Origin of the sequence: Psychrobacter okhotskensis (assembly GCF_965638355.1) — a bacterium.
Classification (GTDB): Bacteria; Pseudomonadota; Gammaproteobacteria; order Pseudomonadales; family Moraxellaceae; genus Psychrobacter; species Psychrobacter okhotskensis.
Map to the genome: position 1 here is coordinate 1892920 of NZ_OZ281822.1, position 19242 is coordinate 1912161.

Genomic DNA, 19242 nt, shown 5'->3' on the forward strand with positions numbered 1-19242 from the left:
TCAGGCCGTATAGCTCGCCACCAGTTTTAAATTAACTGGTATAATGTGACGCTTATTTTATCATAATACCCAGTCCAAGAGATAAGTCTAAACGATGAGATAACCCTGTCAACTTACTAAGCCTATTAAAGGCGTTGTAGTGAGGTCAGTGGTATTTCAAACTTTATTTCAAATTTGGACAAGGTATAAAAAGTTGAGCCGTTCTATGTCAGTCATGCCAAATACTTCAAGCATATCCGTTTCTGATTCTTTCAGCGCCCAGCGCCCTTTGACGCTTGCCGATATCGACAATCCTAGCAGCAAACATGTGATTGTCGGTATGTCAGGCGGGGTCGATTCTTCCGTGTCTGCCGTTTTGCTACAGCAAGCAGGCTTTAAGGTGGAAGGTCTATTCATGAAGAACTGGGAAGAAGATGACGGCACCGAATACTGCACAGCGATGGATGACTTAGCCGATGCGCAAGCCGTTTGTGACAAGATAGGCATCAAGCTACACACCGCCAATTTTGCCATGGAATATTGGGATCGGGTATTTGAGCACTTCTTAGCGGAATACAAAGCAGGACGTACACCCAATCCTGACATTTTATGCAATAAAGAGATTAAATTTAAGGCGTTTTTAGACTACGCACTCACTCTAGGTGCTGATTATATCGCTACCGGTCATTATACGCGTCGTAGTGTGAATTACAAAAATGACAATGGTATGGAAGTCGCGCAGCTATTACGTGGTCTTGATAACAATAAAGACCAAAGTTACTTTTTACATGCCGTTGGCGGCGACAAAATTGCCAAAACCCTGTTCCCAGTTGGTGAGCTTGAAAAACCGGTCGTACGTCAAATCGCGGAAGAGCACGACTTAATTACAGCTCATAAAAAAGACTCAACGGGCATTTGCTTTATTGGTGAGCGCCGCTTTAAAGACTTTTTACAGCAGTACTTGCCTGCCCAAAAAGGCGATATCGTCACTGACGATGGCCACATTATCGGCTCCCATGATGGACTTATGTATTATACCTTAGGTCAGCGCGGTGGCATCGGTATTGGCGGGGTCAAAGACCGTCCCGAAGAGCCATGGTTTGTACTCGCAAAAGACTTAGATAAAAACCGCTTAATCGTTGGTCAAGGTCACGAGCACCCAATGATGCTGAGCAATGAGCTGCAGGCTTATAAGCTTGACTGGGTCGATGGTCTACCTCCTGCAGCTATATTTAGCGCTGAAGGCTTACATTGTATGGCAAAGTCGCGCTATCGTCAGCCAGATCAAGCCTGTCATGTGTTTGCTATTGATGATAAAGGTTTGGAGGTGAGAGCTGTATTTGACGAGCCACAACGGGCGGTAACCCCAGGTCAATCAGCAGTATTCTATATTGATGAGGTTTGTCTAGGCGGCGGCGTGATTGAGTCTATCGATGCGCCACTTTCTACCCTTAATTAATACTAGGCCGTGTCCTCAATCCAAGCGATTGTATCTAAATGGGCTGAAAATGGCTAAATTTTTGCCAAACATCGTTAAGTAGCTGATTAATATCTCGATATTATTTGCGCTATTTTCCTCGTTTGACTGCAATTTATCTCATTTTTATGACCATTTTTAAAATGAGAACACGCTCTAAAAACATTTATATAACAAATCTTACATAAACACACTTACCGCTAATCTAAGTAATACTACCCTTTAGTCAGTTTTTGCGCGGTAACTCTATGAAATTGTGCTATAAATAGATATGGCGACATATACTCTCATCTGTCGTATTTACAATAGTGCGTCTAATTTACTTCAGGATATTTCATGAGCTATCGTTTTTCCTCAATCTTTGATTCTGCAAAGACTTTGAATATGCCTATGAAGTATCCTATCGCCTTTATTATTGTGATAGGTTCTTGTCAAGCATACGCAGCACCGCAAGATATGGGCACTATTACTGTAACCAGCCGTAGTCTATCAAACGGTACAGCTTCTGGCACTTATATAGCTGCTGGCTCAGGTGCAACTGGTAGTTTTACGCTCACACGTATTAACAATAATACTCGCGGTTATCTAAGTAATGTTGAGATAAAGCCTACAGGTCTTCCAGCTACAGGGACCAATGGTATAGAGATTAGCAACCTTGCAGATACTAATGTCAGCAATGATAAATTTACTTATACCTTTACCATTACTCCTAATGACAACACGGCTATCCATACTATTAAGATTGGTCAAGCCAGCTACACGACCAGCGGTAACTCAGAGGTTGCGCAACATACTTTAAATTTTACTAAAAGCACTTTAAACAGTCGAGCGGTTCAAGCAAGTGTTAGAACAAACCCAAGTGTTCCCTATTACTATGAAGCCATGGGGGATTATTTTATGGGTAAAAGAGATCCAGCTAACACTAATAACTTTATTTATAACGACCCACAACCTCATTTCAATTACGCGAAAATAGTGGCAATAAGCTATATTTTTATCGTTTTGACTTTCTTAACGGTACCAATCAGGGCGGTAATGTATATAGACCTAGCACTACGGGTGGAGAAGTCAGTGTTCGAAGCGGTGCCACTGGCTTTTTACCGCCGACGCCAACCTTTTCAAACATTATAAAATCGACTTCAACCAGCCCTAATAATCAGACTACCTACCCTCCTTTAACATCAAATATTGCCGATGGTGGTAAATATATCAGCTATGGTATTGAAAACAGTGCCAGTAACTACGTAGTGGCAGTAAGAAATGCGAGCACTGTTACCTTAACTTATGAAGGTATCATGAATGGTAGTAACGGCTTGACAGGAGAGACGGTTGGTGAGACGTATAACGAATGGATCAGCTTTGGAGTAGAGAGCGAGCCCTTAAATTATATATTTTCTGGTACGGTATTTAATGATAACGGTGGTATCAGCGATAGCGCTGCTGACCCAGACAAGGTAGGCGCTCCTTATAGCAGTAATAGTAATTATTTTAATGGTACATTCGATAGCAATGAAGCAGGTGTTTTAGTTAAAACAGGGAGCGTCGCTAGTAGAGTTCGGCTAGTAAATGATTGTGATAACCCTACGACGACTTATGCCACCCAAACATTAACAACAGCTGACGCTGGCGTATATCGGTTCACTATACCCGTCACAGAAATTGGTAATAGAAACTCTGTCTGTATTATTGAAGATAATAATAGTGACTATCCTATCCGTACTACCAGTGGCAATAAACAAGTTGGCTTTACCTCCAATAAATATAGCTACCCTAACAATAACTTTGGCAGAGTAATTGAAGCAAACAAGGCCTTAGTGTTAGAAAAAGAGCAGGCCTTAAATAATTGTAGTATCTCAACATTACTTCCTTCCTCGCAGAACAACTTAGTATATAGCAAAGATACCTTGGTCAATGTCAACCCCGGTCAATGTATTGCTTATAGAATAATACCGACTAATCGCGCCAATTTGCCCGTCAGCAATTTTGTGATGAGTGACACATTACAAAAAGCTGGAGTGAACAATGCCACTGTCTCCTCAGTATTAGCCGTTCCAACCTATAATTCTGATGACTACGCTACCGATAGTGCCAAGGTAGGCAAAAATGATGTTCCAGTTAAGACCAAAATACTTTCAATTGCAGAAAGAGCTCAACGAGTTTTCTACTTTAATACCAAATACGGTGCGACTAACTCTAACCCTTAACCCTTATTAATCGTATATATAGAGTTTGGATCCTCCTAAACTCTATTTTTCGTATTTGAATCGACTGCCGATCAATCCAAGCTAGGATAGCTTTATCTCAATTCAATTGGATCAACTTCGTTGTCATCGCGCCTTCTACGTAATTTCTTTCTTTGAGCGATCCTTTTGTAGAATAAACTTCCTAACACCTATCGTTATGGCATCTTATTGTCATTACAAACCATAGTAGATGTAGCTCTTTTTATCCTCTAAAGTCTCTTCGAACAAAAATTTTTCTGTAGTATTGATAACACGCCTCATTTTTATCCAAATTTCACCTCCAATCAGGGTATAATTGTGCGACTAAAATATCCATGCTAGGTTATGCATTGATTCACTTATTTCAATTTTAAGGCATCACTATGACTCCCCTTACCGCACTCTCCCCAATTGACGGTCGTTACGCCTCTAAAGCTGACAGCCTACGCCCTTATTTATCTGAATTCGGGCTTATTAAAGCCCGCGTAACGGTTGAGATTCGCTGGTTACAGTCATTGGCAGATAATAGCGCGATTGGTGAGTTGGCGGCGTTTGATACCGATACCAATGCCTTTTTAAACAGCATCGTTGATGGTTTTAGTGAAGCGGATGCGCAAGCGATTAAAGACATCGAAGCGACGACCAATCATGATGTGAAAGCGGTCGAATACTTTATTAAAGATAAGTTTCGCGGGAATCAGCAGTTAGAAGATAGCCTAGAGTTTATTCATTTTGCTTGTACCAGTGAAGATATCAACAATCTATCATATGCATTAATGCTAAAAGACAGCCGCGAAATCGTCGTTGCTAAAATGCAGCAAGTCACAGATAGCATCGTTGATTTGGCGATTACCCATGCTGATCAACCCATGTTGTCACGCACACATGGTCAAACGGCTAGCCCAACGACGCTCGGTAAAGAGATGGCAAACGTCGCTTATCGCTTAGCCCGTCAAATCAAACAAATTGGTGACGTTGAACTGTTGGGCAAAATCAATGGTGCAGTCGGTAACTATAACGCGCACTTCTCAGCTTACCCTGATGTTGATTGGCAAACGCATGCTGAGCAATTCATTAATGAGCGTTTAGAGCTGACCTTTAATCCTTACACCACGCAAATCGAGCCACATGATTACATTGCTGAGTTGTTTGATGTAGTAAGACGCTTCAATACCATCTTGATCGATTTTAACCGTGATATTTGGCAATATATTAGCTTAGGCTATTTCAAGCAGCGCCTAAAAGACGGCGAAGTGGGCTCATCGACGATGCCGCATAAAGTCAATCCAATTGACTTTGAAAATTCTGAAGGTAATCTAGGCGTTGCTAATGCCATGCTTGCTCATTTGGGTGAAAAGCTGCCGATTTCACGTATGCAGCGCGATTTATCAGACTCAACCGTACTACGTAACATCGGTGTTGGTCTGGCACAGAGCATGATTGCGTTTGACGCTTGCTTAAAAGGTGTGAGCAAACTTGAGTTAAATGCACAGCGCTTAAATGACGACCTTAATCAAGCACAAGAAGTATTGGCTGAGCCGATTCAGACAGTGATGCGCCGCTACCGCGTTGAGAACCCTTATGAGAAACTTAAAGCCTTAACTCGTGGTAATGCCATGACTCGCGAAGCGATGCTGACATTCGTTGAAAGTGACGAGTTAGCAGCCGTTAGCGATGCGGATAAAACACGTCTACGTGAACTAACTCCAGCGACCTATATCGGTAATGCAGCTGAGCAAGCACGTACGATTAAAGAGTGGATTGCTAAGCTTTAATCATTAGCTATGAATAATTGCTAATAATTAAAGAAGCGTGCAAATGCATCGAAACTTTAACTCTGTCATTGTCAGTACTGTAGCGGTATTTATCGTCATGGTACTGGCAAGCATTGAGCCTCTAGAGTGGTCAAGCTACCTACTCCATCAATTAGGCACGCTGTTGTTTTTGGCATTAATGCTGTTTGCGTATCGCTACTGGCATATTAGCTCACGCTCCTATGCCCTTGCCTCAATATTCCTCCTCATTCATATCATAGGCGCACGCTATCTATATTCGTATGTGCCTTATGATAACTGGACAGAGCGGCTATTTGGTATAAGCCTAAACGAGTTGTTTGGTTGGCAGCGCAATATGTATGACAGGCTCGTACATTTTAGCTACGGGCTATTGCTGTTCAATGCGATGGTTGAAAGCTCAAAATCTATCTTTAAGATATCATCCATCAAGCTTTTAGTCGCTATCGCCCTCATGATTAATATGTCATCGAGTCTGCTGTACGAGCTACTTGAATGGGGAATTGCAGCGACTTTATCACCAGAAGCGGCAGAGGCTTACAATGGTCAGCAAGGCGATATTTGGGATGCCCACAAAGACATGGCATTAGCGCTCCTCGGTGGGCTGATTGCGGCAGGCATTCTTTTATTTAAGGCTTCTATTCAAACTCGTAGCTTTAACAATAACCGTTAAATAACAGCCTTTTAAAACAGACACAAAACGATTGCTAAAGAATAAGTTAATCGTCCTTTTTGTCGTCATCACTGTCGCCCGGTATGATAGCTTTGCCCACAGCGACGGTACCTTTTACCACGCCCTTGGTGGTTTTATAAGCAACTTTGGCAGGTACGGTCACTATCTTGTGTACACAGGCTTGTAGTAAAAACACGCTAGCGATGATGACAATAAAATGTAATTTTTTCATAAATTTCCTACGATTGATGGGATGCTCTGACAGTAGCCATTAACGTTAATAAGACTGGCAATCAGATAGGCGATAATCATAAACTATTAAAACCTTCCTATAAAGCACTCCTCACGATTAATCTTATAACTCTCTTTGAATCTGGATGTATTAATGACCTCAACTTCCCTTTGTTTACCCGACTCTATTACGCCTGAGCAATTCTTAAATGACTATTGGCAAAAAAAACCATTACTTATCAAGCAAGGTTTACCGCAATTGATTGGAATGTTTGAGCCAGAAGACATGCTTGGCCTAGCACTTGAAGAAGACGCTTCGGCGCGCCTGCTTATCCAAGCTGCAACTAAGCAAAAAGGCCAGCCACAATGGAAGCTTAAGAAAAGCCCATTGGCTGAAACTGATTTTGATAACTTGCCAGAACAATGGACTGTGCTGGTTCAGAATATGGAACAGTGGTCACCTGAGCTTGGGCAATTGTGGCAAGCCTTTGACTTTATTCCGCAGTGGCAACGTGATGATATTATGGTTTCATACGCGCCCAAAGGTGGCTCAGTTGGTAAGCATTATGACGATTATGATGTATTTTTAGCGCAAGGATTTGGGTCTAGACGTTGGCAGCTTGGCAAATTCTGTGATAAAAATACTGAGTTCGTCGCCGATGAGCCGATTCGATTGTTTGATGATATGGGCGAGATTATTTTTGATGAGATATTGGAGGCCGGTGATGTACTCTATGTGCCGCCGAAGCTGTCGCATTTTGGGGTTGCTCAAGATGATTGCTTGACATTCTCTTTTGGCTGTCGTCGTCCAAACTTGATGCAAATCATCGACAGCTTAGCTGATATCGCCACCAACGATAGCGACTTATTCGTCCCAATGCTGTTGCCACAAGCGCTGCAAGCATCAGGTGAATTGCAAGCGAGCAGCATTAGTGCCGTCAAAGATCAGCTATTACAAATGCTACAGTCTGAGCACGGCGACGATATCATTCGTCAAGCAGTGTCTGAAGTCGTGAGCAAGCGCCAGTATGATGCACTGATGCCAGAAGAGACGTTAGATACCGATGAGCTGATACAAGCTCTAGCAGAAGGTGCCACGTTGCAAGCTGACTATAGCAATCGCTTGCTCTATAGCTTGACTAATGATGGCATCACGCTATACGCCAATGGTCAGCGCATTGACGGGCTTGACGAGGCAGCAGGCGCTGTATTGGTGCGTTTGGCAAATGGCGAACACCTAAATAGCCAAGATGTGACGGATATTGATGCAGATGACTTGAGCGAATGGCTAGAGAACGGCTGGGTATGGATCGACGCGGCTGAATAGCTTTTAATGCGATTTTATTAAATTTGGCTTATCCAACCATAAGAAAACCGATACCTGATTGATTCAGATATCGGTTTTTTAATGCATATTACTTTTTAAGTTAGAGTCTTTATTGTGACATCAGACATTACTTAAATCCTTGGCTAAGTACCAAGCTCAAGCAAGCTCGCATTACCACCAATAGCGGTGGTATTAATCGTTCTTACCCGCTCAGTAACAAAGCGATGGAGGTAATCAGGCGTTAGCATCTCTGACATGCCTTCCATATCGGTCACGGCAATCACTTGCGTCAAAATACCATCCGTATTGGCCAGCTCTTGACTGATTGCTTGTACTTCACTGTTATTACCTGCAACAGCAACTTGGGCGAGACGATCAATATATAACAGCGTAATCGTTTGCGAATCATTAGCCACACTTAGCACATCATCGCTAATACCAGTGTCATAAAGTATTTTTGCTGCCTCATCACACATCTCAGCCTGACTAGGACAATGCAATATCACTTCATTGCCCATCAGTAATGCAGCGATTAGCTGTCCAAGTACTGCCATCGCCCGCGCAGACTCACCGCCGATGACCATCGTTTTACCACGACCAGTGACATATAAGTCGTTGGACTCACCTGTTGCACCCGTCATACGCTGTACTTTATCCAGACTGGGCGCGGCGTTCAATAAATGATGGAATAGACGCTTTGCCTTGTTGGCATCACCAGTCAGCAAAGCCAGCTTAGGTATCGCAGCCTCAAGATAAGTGGCGCGATTGACTGCGCTAAGTAATCGCCAAGCTTCACAAACCTGGGCATGATTTTTTTTAAATTCAGTCGCCATGTTGCTGCTCCTTATGCGATTTCTGGTTGAGTAAGTGATTCTGTTTTAGTATTGGTAGCAGTGTTTTGCTTAGTAGCACTTGTTTGCTCAGTAGCGACTGACTCAGAGCTTAGCTGCATGAGACGGGCGACGTAATGTGGACCACCCGCTTTTGGACCCGTGCCCGATAGACCACAGCCACCGAACGGTTGGACGTTTACGACCGCACCGATTTGGTTACGGTTGACATAGGTATTACCGACAAAGGCACGGCGTTCAATATGCTCAACAATATTTTCAATACGGCTGTGAATACCTAACGTTAAGCCAAAGCCAGTAGCATTGATAGCATCGATAAGCTTGTTTAAATCCCGAGCTTGATAACGTAGCACATGTAATATCGGGCCGAAATGCTCACCACCAATCACGTCGATACTTTTGACTTCAATCGCGGTTGGTAACACAAAGGTAGACTGCTCTTGACTCACAACCGAGCTGGCACTCATCGGTGTCTGCGCCAAGATATTCGCCGTTGGCTCAGCAACCATGCGTTCGATATGCGCCTCAAGACCTTGCTTGGCATCATTATCAATGACTGGGCCGACATCGGTAGCTGCATACAGCGGGTTACCCACGACTAGCTCAGCCATATTGCCTTGCAGTAGCTCAATCAACTCATCAGCCACTTCTTCTTGTACACATAGTATGCGACAAGCTGAACAACGCTGACCTGCCGAGCCAAAGGCAGACAGTACGGCATCTCTGACCACTTGTTCAGGCAAGGCTGTCGAATCGACAATCATGGCGTTCTGACCACCTGTCTCAGCGATAAACACGGGCAGCTCCCCGCTGGCTTGCGCATGATCATTTAGACTTTGATTGATACGTTGCGCGGTTTGGGTCGAACCAGTGAAGATGACACCAGATAAATTGTCAGCGGCGGTTAATGCCCCACCCACTTCACCCGCTCCAGTGACAAACTGTAGCGCCTCGACTGGCACCCCAGCTTGATACATCAGCTGCGCACCGAAATGCGCGATTAAGCTGGTTTGCTCAGCAGGTTTTGCGACAACGGTATTACCGGCGGCAAGTGCTGCCACAATCTGACCGGTATAAATAGCCAATGGGAAGTTCCAAGGGCTAATGCATACAAAGGTGCCGCGCGCTTTATACACTTGGCGCGATTGCTTGCCAGATAAATCGGTAAACTCATGCGCTTTTGCGTCTAAGCGTTCTGCTTCATCCGCATAAAAACGGCAGAAATCAACGGCTTCTTTGATCTCATCAATACTGTCTTGCATGGTCTTGCCAGCTTCGACTTGGCACAACGCCATCAGTTCAGCATAGTTTTCTTCGTAGAGATCAGCGGTTTTGCGCAATATTGCCGCACGTTTTGCCGCTGGCACTGCTTGCCACGCGCTTTGTCCGGCTACTGCGGCATCAATGGCTTGACGCGCCAATTCTGCATTGGCGTATTGTACGTCGCCTGCGATAACTTCATGATTCCACGGCGCACGCACTGTATGACTATCAAGCTTCTGAGCTTTACCATCCACTGAAGAGTCATGAATTGCTTGCCCATTGATGATAGGAGACGCGGACCATGTCTTTGTTAAATGACTGTCAATCGCGGCTTTGAATAATAGCCACTGCGACTCTACAAATATATTGGGACCAAAGCTGGCACGGCGATCGCCATAAATCTCTAAAGGTAACGGAATATCCGGATTGTTTAACGTATCATTGGCTACTAGCTTGTCATACGGATGTACCGTCAGCTTATCAATCGGATAAGACTTATCTAACAACTGATGCACAAATGAGCTATTCGCGCCATTTTCGAGCAGACGGCGTACTAAATATGGCAGTAAGTCTTTGTGCGCACCAACTGGGGCATAAATACGAACAGGGATCTTGTATGTTTGTAAGATATGGTCATAAAGCGCATCACCCATGCCATGCAAACGCTGAAATTCAAAATCTCTATGCGCACTCATGGTCATCACTGATGCCAGAGTATGAGCATTATGGGTCGCAAACTGCGGCCAAATAAGTCCGCGCAGATGCTCAGACAACAAGAAGCGCGCACAGGCTAAATAAGCGGTGTCCGTGCCTTCTTTACGCGTCCAAACGGGATATCCTGACAAGCCTTTTTGTTGGGCAAGTTTAATCTCTGTATCCCAATAAGCGCCCTTAACCAAGCGTAACGGGATACGATCGCCAACTTCTTTTGCCAAGCGTGCAAGCCAAGCAAAAATAGCAACGGCGCGCTTAGAGTAGCCTTGCACCACTAAACCCAATCCATCCCAACCAGCGGTTAACGGATCCCGATAGAGCGATTCAAACAGCTTTAGAGATATCTCTAGGCGATCGGCTTCCTCGGCATCGATGCTCAAATCCACATCCACTTCGCGTGCCGCTTCGATCAGCAATAAGCAGCGCTGACGCAATAATCCCAACACCTGAGCTTCTTGCGTGGCTTCATAGCGTGGATGTAGTGCCGACAGCTTGATAGAAACTGACGGCTTTGGCATGCCCTCTTGAACTTTGACATTGGCAGTTGCTTTAATCGCATGCAAATAGTCGTTAAAGTATTTTTCGGCGTCTCTATGGGTAATCGCCGCTTCACCCAACATATCGAACGAATAGGTATAGCCTTTATTACGATACGGCTGACTGTTTTTGTTGGCGTCTTCAATCGTCTCACCAAGGACAAACTGATGCCCCATAATACGCATGGCTTTTTGCATCGCCGCCCGAATCATTGGCTCACCCATTCTTTTGGTCATTCGATCCAAAAATCCTGAAGCAGTCGTGCTATTGTCGATACTGACGACACGGCCCGTCATCATCATGCCCCACGTCGAGGCATTGACCATAAAACCATTGTCATCTTTTAAATGCTTTTTCCAGTCCGCCACACTCATCTTGTCACGAATCAACGCATCAGCGGTATAATTGTCTGGCACGCGAATCAAGGCTTCGGCCAAGCTCATCAGCAAAATACCTTCTTGCGTATCAAGGCTGTATTCAAGCAATAACGAATCAACCATTTTGATTGCTTTGCCATCATTGCGCACATATTCAACCAGCTGGCGCGTCTGATTACTAGCCGCCTCACGCTCTTCATCACTGGGTTTAGCAAGTGGTAATAAGTCAGACAACCAACGCTGCTCATCGACACTATACAAAGGTGAGATGCGCGCATACAACTCATCTGCGGACTGATCAATATAGGCTGGCGATAGCATATCGACCGGGTTAAATAAAATCGGCTCTCTCGGGGTAAACTGCTCTACTGGGTTCATACCAACTCCATAACTATCGTCTAAAAACCATGATAAATGGGCCATGAGGAAAACTGATTGCGCAAGCTTACTGCCTATAATCCTACGATATTTAATAGGAACTATTGACTGCGGCTCATAACAATAATCAAAAGACCAAACGGCGCCATCGCAAAACGAGCAAATCCAGCATAAGCTGGAAACGTTTAAGTAGGTCGTTCGAGTGTTAAACGGGCTACGTTAACAATATAAAGGCAACAACGAACAGCTAAGCGGCATTAGTGCCTTCTTCTTGTCAGTAGTGAAAGGAGTGCGATTGATAGCTCAAGGTCGAACCTTATTAAAATAATAACCATAAGTTATCACGCTAATGAGCCCAGATCCGTCATCTTATACGGCGCTAATTCACTGTAAGAAAAACCTCTACGGCGTTGATTGAGGTGATGCGCTTAACCTAGCTATGGTATCATGAAAAAAAATTTCGAACTAACGATATTTAGGATTTAAGTCAATAATTATATCTTTTAAAAACAATTAGTTATCTATAATTTATTGGTAATGACGCTTTAGTTATAATTTTTTGTTTACTATTGGTTATTAATTGTTTTTTGAGTCGAATATTTTCCGCTAATTATGACCAATGACTTTCTTTCAAACGTAAAAAAACCCTCCTTATTACTCACTAATAAAGAGGGTTAAAATTCAAAATACTAATAAGGTTAAAAAACCAATAACCCTATTATTGGCAATGTCATACCATCAGACATTTATAACAATACTAACTTTGCCAAAAGAATCGCTGTCAAAACCCATACAGGAATTGTAATTTCAGAGAATTTACCCGTCATCAACTTCACCGCGGTAAAGGTAATAAAACCAAGCGCGATACCATCAGCGATAGAATATGTCAGCGGCGTTAATAGCAATACAACTGCGACTGGTGCGGCTTCGGTCAAATCTTCCCAATTGATGTCTTTTAGCGTGAACAACATCAATACCGACACATAGAATATCGCCCCTGCCGTGGCATAAGCAGGAATCATACCGGCTAATGGTGCAAAGAAAATACTGAGCAAAAACAGCACACCGACAGTCACTGCCATCAGACCCGTACGACCACCTGAAGCAACTCCTGACGCACTTTCAATATAACTGGTCGTTGAAGAAGTACCTAGCATGGCACCAGCAACCGTAGCGGTTGAATCAGCCAATAAGGCTTTGTCCATATTAGGGATGTTGCCGTCTTTATCGATAAGCCCTGCTTTATTGGCAATACCAACCAAGCTGCCCGCTGTATCAAACAAATCAACGAATAAGAAAGCAAAAATAACGCTGATCATACCAATATCAAACGCGCCCGCGATATCAAGCTGTAGGAACGTTGGGGCAATGGGTGGCGGTGCCGACATGATACCAGTGAATTGCGTATGCCCCGTCACCAAACTAACCAAAGTGATGAACAATATACCAATGGTAACCGCGCCTGGGACTTTTTTATAGACCAGACCAATAATGATGAAAAAGCCTAAGGCCGCCATCATGGGTGGAAATGAAGTCATGTCCCCAAGCATCACTAACGTCGCATCACGTCCAACGATGATGCCGGAGCTTTGCAGAGCAATAAACGCCAAAAATGCACCGATACCGGCAACGATACCTTGCTTCAGACTGGTAGGGATGGCATTAATAATCCATTCGCGTATCTTAAATAAGCTCAAAAGGATAAACAAACACCCTGATAAGAATACTGCTCCTAATGCGGTCTGCCACGCATAGCCCATGCCCAGCACTACACCGTAGGTAAAAAAGGCATTTAAGCCCATACCTGGCGCCAATGCCACCGGCAGTCTGGCATAAATACCCATGATAAAGCAGCCTATTGCCGCTGCCAAACAAGTAGCAACGAACACCGCACCTTTGTCCATACCCGCTTCTGCTAATACATTGGGGTTTACAAAGATGATGTAAGCCATCGTCAAAAAGGTCGTAATACCGGCTAGGATTTCCGTTTTGACCGTGGTGTTTTCACCGTTGATCCCAAAATAGCGTTCAATTGCATTCATAAGTGTCGCGCCCAGCTTGCTAGTGAAAGAACAAATTTAGTGGCGCCTAAAATAAAGATGACGTCAGCAAGCAAGTTGCGACGTCATAATCAAAAGGCAGCGGTAACAAAGAGCAATATTTTAGAGAAATTGAGCTACAAATTCAATCATTACCCGTGCCTTACGCGTTTAAAACGAAAATAAGACTGTACTGTCATTCTATTATTGGATAATAGTCGTGTTATAGAATAATCTAGCCTGCAAACCTACCTTATATCGATAAAAATCATAACTCTATCAATAAAACGCTTTTTTTTCGCTTTAAGCTTTCTTGGATTCAACATTGAAGTGCAACGCACCCGAAGCTAGATTTTACCTCAAGAGGCGTTCTAAACCCTAGCACCTTTCTAGGTCGATTATTTAAACTGTCTTCAATCGACTGAACTAAGTGCATGCATAGGTTATCCAGACGCATTGACTTCGGTAGAAACTGACGAATTAACCCATTGGTATTCTCATTCGTTCCACGCTCCCAAGAATGATAAGGCTGAGCAAAGTAAATATCAGCCTTCAACGCTGTTGCCATCGTTTCATGGTCAGCAAACTCTTTACCGTTATCAAAGGTGATACTTAACGCCTGTTCACCTTTTAGCATGCCAATGCAAGCTTGTGTGACGGCTACTGCCTTGCGATTGGGTAGCGCTTTGATCTTAGTCTCTCGAGTTGTTCTATCCACTAGAGTGACAAGCACACCTTGATGTCCACGACCAACCACCGTATCCCCTTCATAATCGCCCATACGACTGCGCGCTTCAATGATACTGGGACGGTCATTGATATCACAGCGGTTCGCTATCTTTCCGCGCCTATCATTGCCTTGCAGATACCGTCTCTTATAACGCTTTTGACATCTAAGGGCGCTATGTAAGTTACCCCCTGCCTTTTTGTCAGTATAGATGTGTTGGTATATCGATTCATGGCTTGGGACCTCTTGCCAACCCAGCATCCTCAGTCGCCCTGTGATTTGCTCAGGTGAGTAGTGTTTGCTGAGTAGATGCTCAATATAGCACCAGCCAAAGCGGCTGATCTGTGAGCTATTCACAACTTTGCGCGCGTTTGCCAATCGATGGGCTTGTTTGGGGCGATAACCCCTTTGTCCTATATTTCGCTTTATCTCTCGACTGACCGTTGATTTATGACAGTCGATAATTCTAGCTATTTCACTGAGACTCTTTTTAGCTTGCAATAGCGCTGATATTTGATATCTTTGCTCTTGGGTAAGATGTGTATAGTGTTTCATAACGTTCTGATATGTAGGAGTTGAAGTTTGAAATGCAACACGGCACATCTTACTCTTCAACTCATTCTTTTAAAACGTTGCACTTCTTATTTGAATCTAGGTTTTAAAAAAATGACCTTTTCTTCATTTAGCAGTACACTAGTCGGTTGATATAAGTGTACAGAATGCAACGAACGATACTTTGCTGTCCTACATCTTGAGTTGTCAGAGGTCTTATCTGGTCTGCGTGTGACGCTTATGCCAGTTATTGTTAATTACCCGTGAGTCCATTACATGCCTGAATCATTAAATATTATTGACCTTATTACCCAAGCCAGTCTATTGGTACAGATTGTGATGGCGCTGTTATTATTAGCGTCTTTGCTCAGTTGGGTGATTATTTTTCGTATGAGTGCACGGCTCGGTACGGCTAGGAACTTTGATCAACAGTTTGAAACGTGGTTTTGGTCGGGTGAAGATTTGGCAAAGTTGTACCAAGGTGTGCAAGGCTCGCCTGAGCGCCAAGGGCTTGAGCAGATATTTTATGTCGGGTTTTCTGAATACTTAAGAATGCACAAAAAACGCCAGCCAAAAGATGACATTATCGATGGGGTTGAGCGTAAGCTGCGGGTCGGTTTAGGACGTCAGCAGCAGTTATTAGAATCTGGGCTCACGACCCTAGCCAGTATCGGCTCAGTCGCACCTTATGTCGGTTTGTTTGGCACAGTATGGGGTATTATGAATGCCTTTTTGGGACTCTCTCAAACGGAACAGGCGACTCTCGCTTCTGTTGCGCCAGGCATCGCGGAAGCACTCATTGCCACGGCGATGGGTTTATTTGCAGCGATTCCTGCTGTGCTCGCGTACAACCACTTTACGGCCAAATCGAGCCGCTTGTACGATTCACGCGCGTTATTCTGCGATGAGATGACAGGGATGCTCCAGCGTGAGACCAGTGCTCAAAGCGTGATAGACAGAGACACTGCCCTTAACAGCAATGCCAGTCAGGTGACAGGGCTATGAAACCAAACCCTTATCGCCGTGAAAAAAAAGCGCTGAATGCGGAGATGAATGTCGTTCCTTATATCGACGTCATGCTGGTGCTACTGGTGATATTTATGGTGACAGCGCCAATGTTGATCACCGGCGTCGATGTCGAGTTGCCAAAAGAGCAAACCAATACCTTGAGTCAAAGTCAACTACCCGTGATTGTCTCTTTAACTGACAGTGGCGAGATTTTTATCAGTTATGAAAACAATGTTGATTTGCCAATTAGTGAGCCCGAGCTGATTAATACCTTGTCTAATCTGCAATCGCAGAGCAGCAATGCAGGTGCGCAGCCTTTACAAGTGATGATCAACGCCGACCAAAACAATCAATATGGCGCCATCATGACTTTGATGGCAAGCTTGCAACAAGCAGGTATCCAAAAGGTGGGATTATTAACGGGCGCCCCCTTACCCACACCTTCATTGTAATCAATTCTATTGTTAGTATCGTTTGTTATAATAAGTGAATAATCTGATGAACCTTGTCTTTCAATACCCTGTCCATGAGTATCACTGCCATGAATAATGCGCCTGCTGTTTATGTGCCGACCCAACCTGAAGGCAATGGGCTGACACTGCCTACGCTGCTCAGCTTGCTTGCACATGGTCTGGTGATTGGCATACTTATTTATACTTATCAACATACAAAAACCGACACTGTGGAAAGCATTGAGACGGTCATGGTATCCCCTGAGCAATTGGCTGAGATGCAAGGGCAAATCCTTGCCAACCGTGCAGCGGCGGCCAGTGCTATGCAAGCTGACAGCGGTGCAAGCAGTGCATCAAACACCCCATCATCAGAAAGTTTTAGCGATAGCACCAGTCAGTCAAACTCTCAGCGCGTACCTGTCTTTACCCGCTCTAACGATCCTGCCAGTCGTCCGATGCTCATGAGTGAAGAGCAGCATCAACGCATACTTGAGCAAAATCAAGAATATGAGCGTAATATGGCTGAATGGGCAGCCAAGCTAGATGAATCGGTGACAGAAGAGCATGGTCAGGTAGAGCAAAACAAAAAAGAACAGCTAATAGAAGAACAAAAACAGCTGGGTGATTTCCGTCATAAACAAAATAACCCGCCTCATATTCCACGCCCGACTGCGACTGATAAAAATTTAAAGATTGACACTGGCAGCTCTGGCAGTGCCAGTAAAAACTTTAGCTTATCAGAAGATGGTGAGTCGACCATATCTGGAAGTATGTCTGGTCAATCTAGTGGTGGTAGTCCTGCCCGTTCTAGCGGTGCTAGCGATAGTGAGATAAAAGCACTAATCAAAAAGAATCTTATATCACCAGAAGGAGCTAAGGGGCAAACTGTCCTAGCAACTCTGACTATTACTGTTGATAGCAGTGGTATTATAACTGGTTACAATGCATCAGGAAGTAACCCAAAATATAATAAAGCACTAGAAGATGCAGCTAGGGTTACTAGGAAATTACCCATTGGTCCTGACGATCCTAAATACCCTACTTTTAGCATAGAATATATTGGAACAACTAAATAAAACTCAGTATATAAAAACCTCATTTCTTAAATTTTAAAAGTATCAAGATTCTTTATTGATTTTAGGAGAATAAATTGTACAAGTATATTTATAAAAAAAAGCTTACAACTCTGTGTATTAGCGCATCATGTTTACTTGCTTCTACTAGTTTGTCTGCCAAAGAAATAGTCGTACTACAGGATAGTTTCGAAATTCCAGTCCAACAAAACCAAGTGGTTTTCGTGCCATTTGCGGGCGATTCTGTATTATCACCGATTATTCTCAATGATTTGAGTAAAACAGAATTAAAGGTGACCAATAAAGATTTACCGCAGCAGCCGCACAGTAGTAGTGAACTTTCTGGCACGCTACCCGTCTGGCAGAGCATGGGTATTCCTTACCTAGTTGTCGGCAATACTCGTAGTAATCGCGGTAAAGTAGTCACCGATTATGAAGTCGTTGATGTCAAATCTGGCCGAGTGATTGAAGGCAAGCAAACCTTAACAGCTGACAATAATAAGGAAAGCCTGCGCTACGCCGGTCACGTCATCGCTGACAAAGTTTATGAGCTGATTACTGGTACGCCAGGTGATTTCTCCGGGCGTATTGCCTACATCGAAGAAGTGGGTACTGGTAAAGACAAAGTATCGCGCTTAAAAGTGATGGATGCTGATGGCGAAAACGCCAAGACCATTACCGAGGTTGCCGGTTCGATATTCTCCCCATCGTGGTCACCAGATGGTAACCGTATCGCCTACTCTGTACAGCGTGATAAGTCATATCCTGTTATCTATGTACAAAACGTGAGTGGCGGCGGAGCTAGTGCATTAACGCCTTTTAAAGGTAGCAATTTAAGTCCCTCGTTTTCACCTGATGGTAGCAAAATACTGTTTTCAAGCAGCTTTGAAGGCAGCGCTGATATTTACGAGATGAATGCCAGCGGTGGTAAACCTAGACGAATTACCAATTGGCCAAGCAGTGAAGTGCAACCAAGCTACGCCCCAGATGGCAAATCTTTTGTGTTCGTCAGCGACCGAGCAGGATTTAATAAACCACAGATTTATCGTTACGAGTTTGGTTCGGGACGTACAACCAAAGTATCCAGTAGCGGTTATGCCACCAGCCCGCAGTTTAGTAGTGATGGCTCACAAATTGCCTTTTTAAGTGGTCGCTCAGCCGCTATTATGAATAGCAGTGGCGCGGTAACCACCAATTTGGGCAATACAGGTATCGATGAAGCGCCAAGCTTTTCACCCAATGGTAAACGCGTGGTTTATGCTTCTACTCAAGGTGGCAAAGGTATCTTGACCATCAAGTCTCTAAATGGTGGTGAGTCATTTGGTAAATCTGGACAAGGCACTATTCGCTCACCAGTCTGGTCATCTAGCCCTAAATAACTTATACAGCTCCCAAGCTTTACGAGTTAATAAAAGCGTAGATAAAAAAAAGCGCCTAATGCATAATTAGGCGCTTTTTTATGTTTGCTAAAAATAGCTGAGTAATTTCTATATTAAGGTCTGCTAAACATTCGACCGTGGCACTGCTGCCTTCTGGTGAATATTCAACATATCCTAACAGCTTCACTGA

The 19242-nt window shown here is 43.9% G+C and carries 15 protein-coding genes; 10 read left to right on the forward strand and 5 right to left on the reverse strand.

All coding sequences use genetic code 11. The features are described 5' to 3' along the window. Positions 1 to 319 precede the first annotated feature (319 nt). The 5 genes from mnmA (at position 320) to ACSUPM_RS07960 (ending at position 6144) form a co-directional block, all read left to right on the forward strand. A complete protein-coding gene (gene mnmA / locus ACSUPM_RS07940; RefSeq protein ID WP_436880324.1) occupies positions 320 to 1438 on the forward strand; it encodes a tRNA 2-thiouridine(34) synthase MnmA in 1119 nt (372 codons plus the stop codon). Between the two features lie 354 nt (positions 1439 to 1792). Continuing rightward, positions 1793 to 2587 carry a hypothetical protein gene (locus ACSUPM_RS07945; RefSeq protein WP_201577679.1) on the forward strand — a complete coding sequence of 265 codons (795 nt, stop codon included), beginning with the start codon at positions 1793 to 1795 and terminating at the stop codon, positions 2585 to 2587. Positions 2588 to 2751: 164 nt separating this feature from the next. Further along, positions 2752 to 3660: a hypothetical protein gene (locus tag ACSUPM_RS07950; protein ID WP_436879832.1), complete on the forward strand. Its 909-nt coding sequence runs from the start codon at positions 2752 to 2754 to the stop codon at positions 3658 to 3660. Between the two features lie 401 nt (positions 3661 to 4061). Further along, complete coding sequence (gene purB / locus ACSUPM_RS07955; RefSeq protein ID WP_350588485.1) at positions 4062 to 5453, forward strand: adenylosuccinate lyase; 1392 nt, start codon at positions 4062 to 4064, stop codon at positions 5451 to 5453. Positions 5454 to 5496: 43 nt separating this feature from the next. Beyond that, entirely contained in the window at positions 5497 to 6144 is a 648-nt protein-coding gene (locus ACSUPM_RS07960; protein ID WP_173240446.1) for a DUF2238 domain-containing protein, read from the forward strand. Between the two features lie 46 nt (positions 6145 to 6190). Here ACSUPM_RS07960 and ACSUPM_RS07965 read toward each other — a convergent pair whose 3' ends face one another. Beyond that, on the reverse strand, positions 6191 to 6376 hold the full coding sequence (locus ACSUPM_RS07965; RefSeq protein WP_025653303.1) for an NF038104 family lipoprotein: 186 nt from the start codon (positions 6374 to 6376) through the stop codon (positions 6191 to 6193). 153 nt (positions 6377 to 6529) lie between these two features. Here ACSUPM_RS07965 and ACSUPM_RS07970 point away from each other — a divergent pair, with 153 nt between their 5' ends. Then, on the forward strand, positions 6530 to 7702 hold the full coding sequence (locus ACSUPM_RS07970) for a cupin domain-containing protein (protein WP_350588483.1): 1173 nt from the start codon (positions 6530 to 6532) through the stop codon (positions 7700 to 7702). Between the two features lie 143 nt (positions 7703 to 7845). Here the strand turns inward: ACSUPM_RS07970 and ACSUPM_RS07975 are convergent, their stop codons facing one another. From ACSUPM_RS07975 to ACSUPM_RS07990, 4 genes are all read right to left on the reverse strand, one after another. Next, positions 7846 to 8535, reverse strand: a complete 690-nt coding sequence (locus ACSUPM_RS07975) for a 1-pyrroline-5-carboxylate dehydrogenase (RefSeq protein WP_101210990.1) — start codon at positions 8533 to 8535, stop codon at positions 7846 to 7848. Between the two features lie 11 nt (positions 8536 to 8546). Further along, positions 8547 to 11822, reverse strand: coding sequence for a bifunctional proline dehydrogenase/L-glutamate gamma-semialdehyde dehydrogenase PutA (putA, locus tag ACSUPM_RS07980; protein ID WP_436880325.1), 3276 nt, complete (start codon positions 11820 to 11822; stop codon positions 8547 to 8549). Between the two features lie 746 nt (positions 11823 to 12568). Then, the gene (locus ACSUPM_RS07985) at positions 12569 to 13864 is read right to left on the reverse strand and encodes an NCS2 family permease (protein ID WP_025653299.1); all 1296 of its coding nucleotides are present in this window, start codon (positions 13862 to 13864) and stop codon (positions 12569 to 12571) included. Between the two features lie 316 nt (positions 13865 to 14180). Further along, entirely contained in the window at positions 14181 to 15143 is a 963-nt protein-coding gene (locus ACSUPM_RS07990; RefSeq protein WP_201583582.1) for an IS30 family transposase, read from the reverse strand. A 273-nt stretch (positions 15144 to 15416) separates the two neighbouring features. Here ACSUPM_RS07990 and tolQ point away from each other — a divergent pair, with 273 nt between their 5' ends. The 4 genes from tolQ to ACSUPM_RS08010 all read left to right on the forward strand — a co-directional run bounded on the left by tolQ (position 15417) and on the right by ACSUPM_RS08010 (position 19052). Then, positions 15417 to 16145: a protein TolQ gene (tolQ, locus tag ACSUPM_RS07995; protein ID WP_025653297.1), complete on the forward strand. Its 729-nt coding sequence runs from the start codon at positions 15417 to 15419 to the stop codon at positions 16143 to 16145. Beyond that, positions 16142 to 16600 carry a protein TolR gene (tolR, locus tag ACSUPM_RS08000; protein ID WP_025653296.1) on the forward strand — a complete coding sequence of 153 codons (459 nt, stop codon included), beginning with the start codon at positions 16142 to 16144 and terminating at the stop codon, positions 16598 to 16600. Before tolQ ends, tolR begins: the two co-directional genes overlap by 4 nt. Positions 16601 to 16653: 53 nt before the next feature. Beyond that, positions 16654 to 17676, forward strand: coding sequence for a cell envelope integrity protein TolA (locus ACSUPM_RS08005; RefSeq protein WP_350588273.1), 1023 nt, complete (start codon positions 16654 to 16656; stop codon positions 17674 to 17676). A 149-nt stretch (positions 17677 to 17825) separates the two neighbouring features. Continuing rightward, entirely contained in the window at positions 17826 to 19052 is a 1227-nt protein-coding gene (locus ACSUPM_RS08010) for a translocation protein TolB (protein ID WP_350588272.1), read from the forward strand. The last annotated feature ends 190 nt before the right edge of the window (positions 19053 to 19242 follow it).

Coding starts and splice junctions, on each gene's coding strand:
- mnmA (WP_436880324.1), top strand. CDS start 320: ATGTCAGGCGGGGTCGATTCTTCCGTGTCTGCCGTTTTGCTACAGCAA.
- ACSUPM_RS07945 (WP_201577679.1), top strand. CDS start 1,793: ATGAGCTATCGTTTTTCCTCAATCTTTGATTCTGCAAAGACTTTGAAT.
- ACSUPM_RS07950 (WP_436879832.1), top strand. CDS start 2,752: ATGAATGGTAGTAACGGCTTGACAGGAGAGACGGTTGGTGAGACGTAT.
- purB (WP_350588485.1), top strand. CDS start 4,062: ATGACTCCCCTTACCGCACTCTCCCCAATTGACGGTCGTTACGCCTCT.
- ACSUPM_RS07960 (WP_173240446.1), top strand. CDS start 5,497: ATGCATCGAAACTTTAACTCTGTCATTGTCAGTACTGTAGCGGTATTT.
- ACSUPM_RS07965 (WP_025653303.1), bottom strand. CDS start 6,376: ATGAAAAAATTACATTTTATTGTCATCATCGCTAGCGTGTTTTTACTA.
- ACSUPM_RS07970 (WP_350588483.1), top strand. CDS start 6,530: ATGACCTCAACTTCCCTTTGTTTACCCGACTCTATTACGCCTGAGCAA.
- ACSUPM_RS07975 (WP_101210990.1), bottom strand. CDS start 8,535: ATGGCGACTGAATTTAAAAAAAATCATGCCCAGGTTTGTGAAGCTTGG.
- putA (WP_436880325.1), bottom strand. CDS start 11,822: ATGAACCCAGTAGAGCAGTTTACCCCGAGAGAGCCGATTTTATTTAAC.
- ACSUPM_RS07985 (WP_025653299.1), bottom strand. CDS start 13,864: ATGAATGCAATTGAACGCTATTTTGGGATCAACGGTGAAAACACCACG.
- ACSUPM_RS07990 (WP_201583582.1), bottom strand. CDS start 15,143: ATGAAACACTATACACATCTTACCCAAGAGCAAAGATATCAAATATCA.
- tolQ (WP_025653297.1), top strand. CDS start 15,417: ATGCCTGAATCATTAAATATTATTGACCTTATTACCCAAGCCAGTCTA.
- tolR (WP_025653296.1), top strand. CDS start 16,142: ATGAAACCAAACCCTTATCGCCGTGAAAAAAAAGCGCTGAATGCGGAG.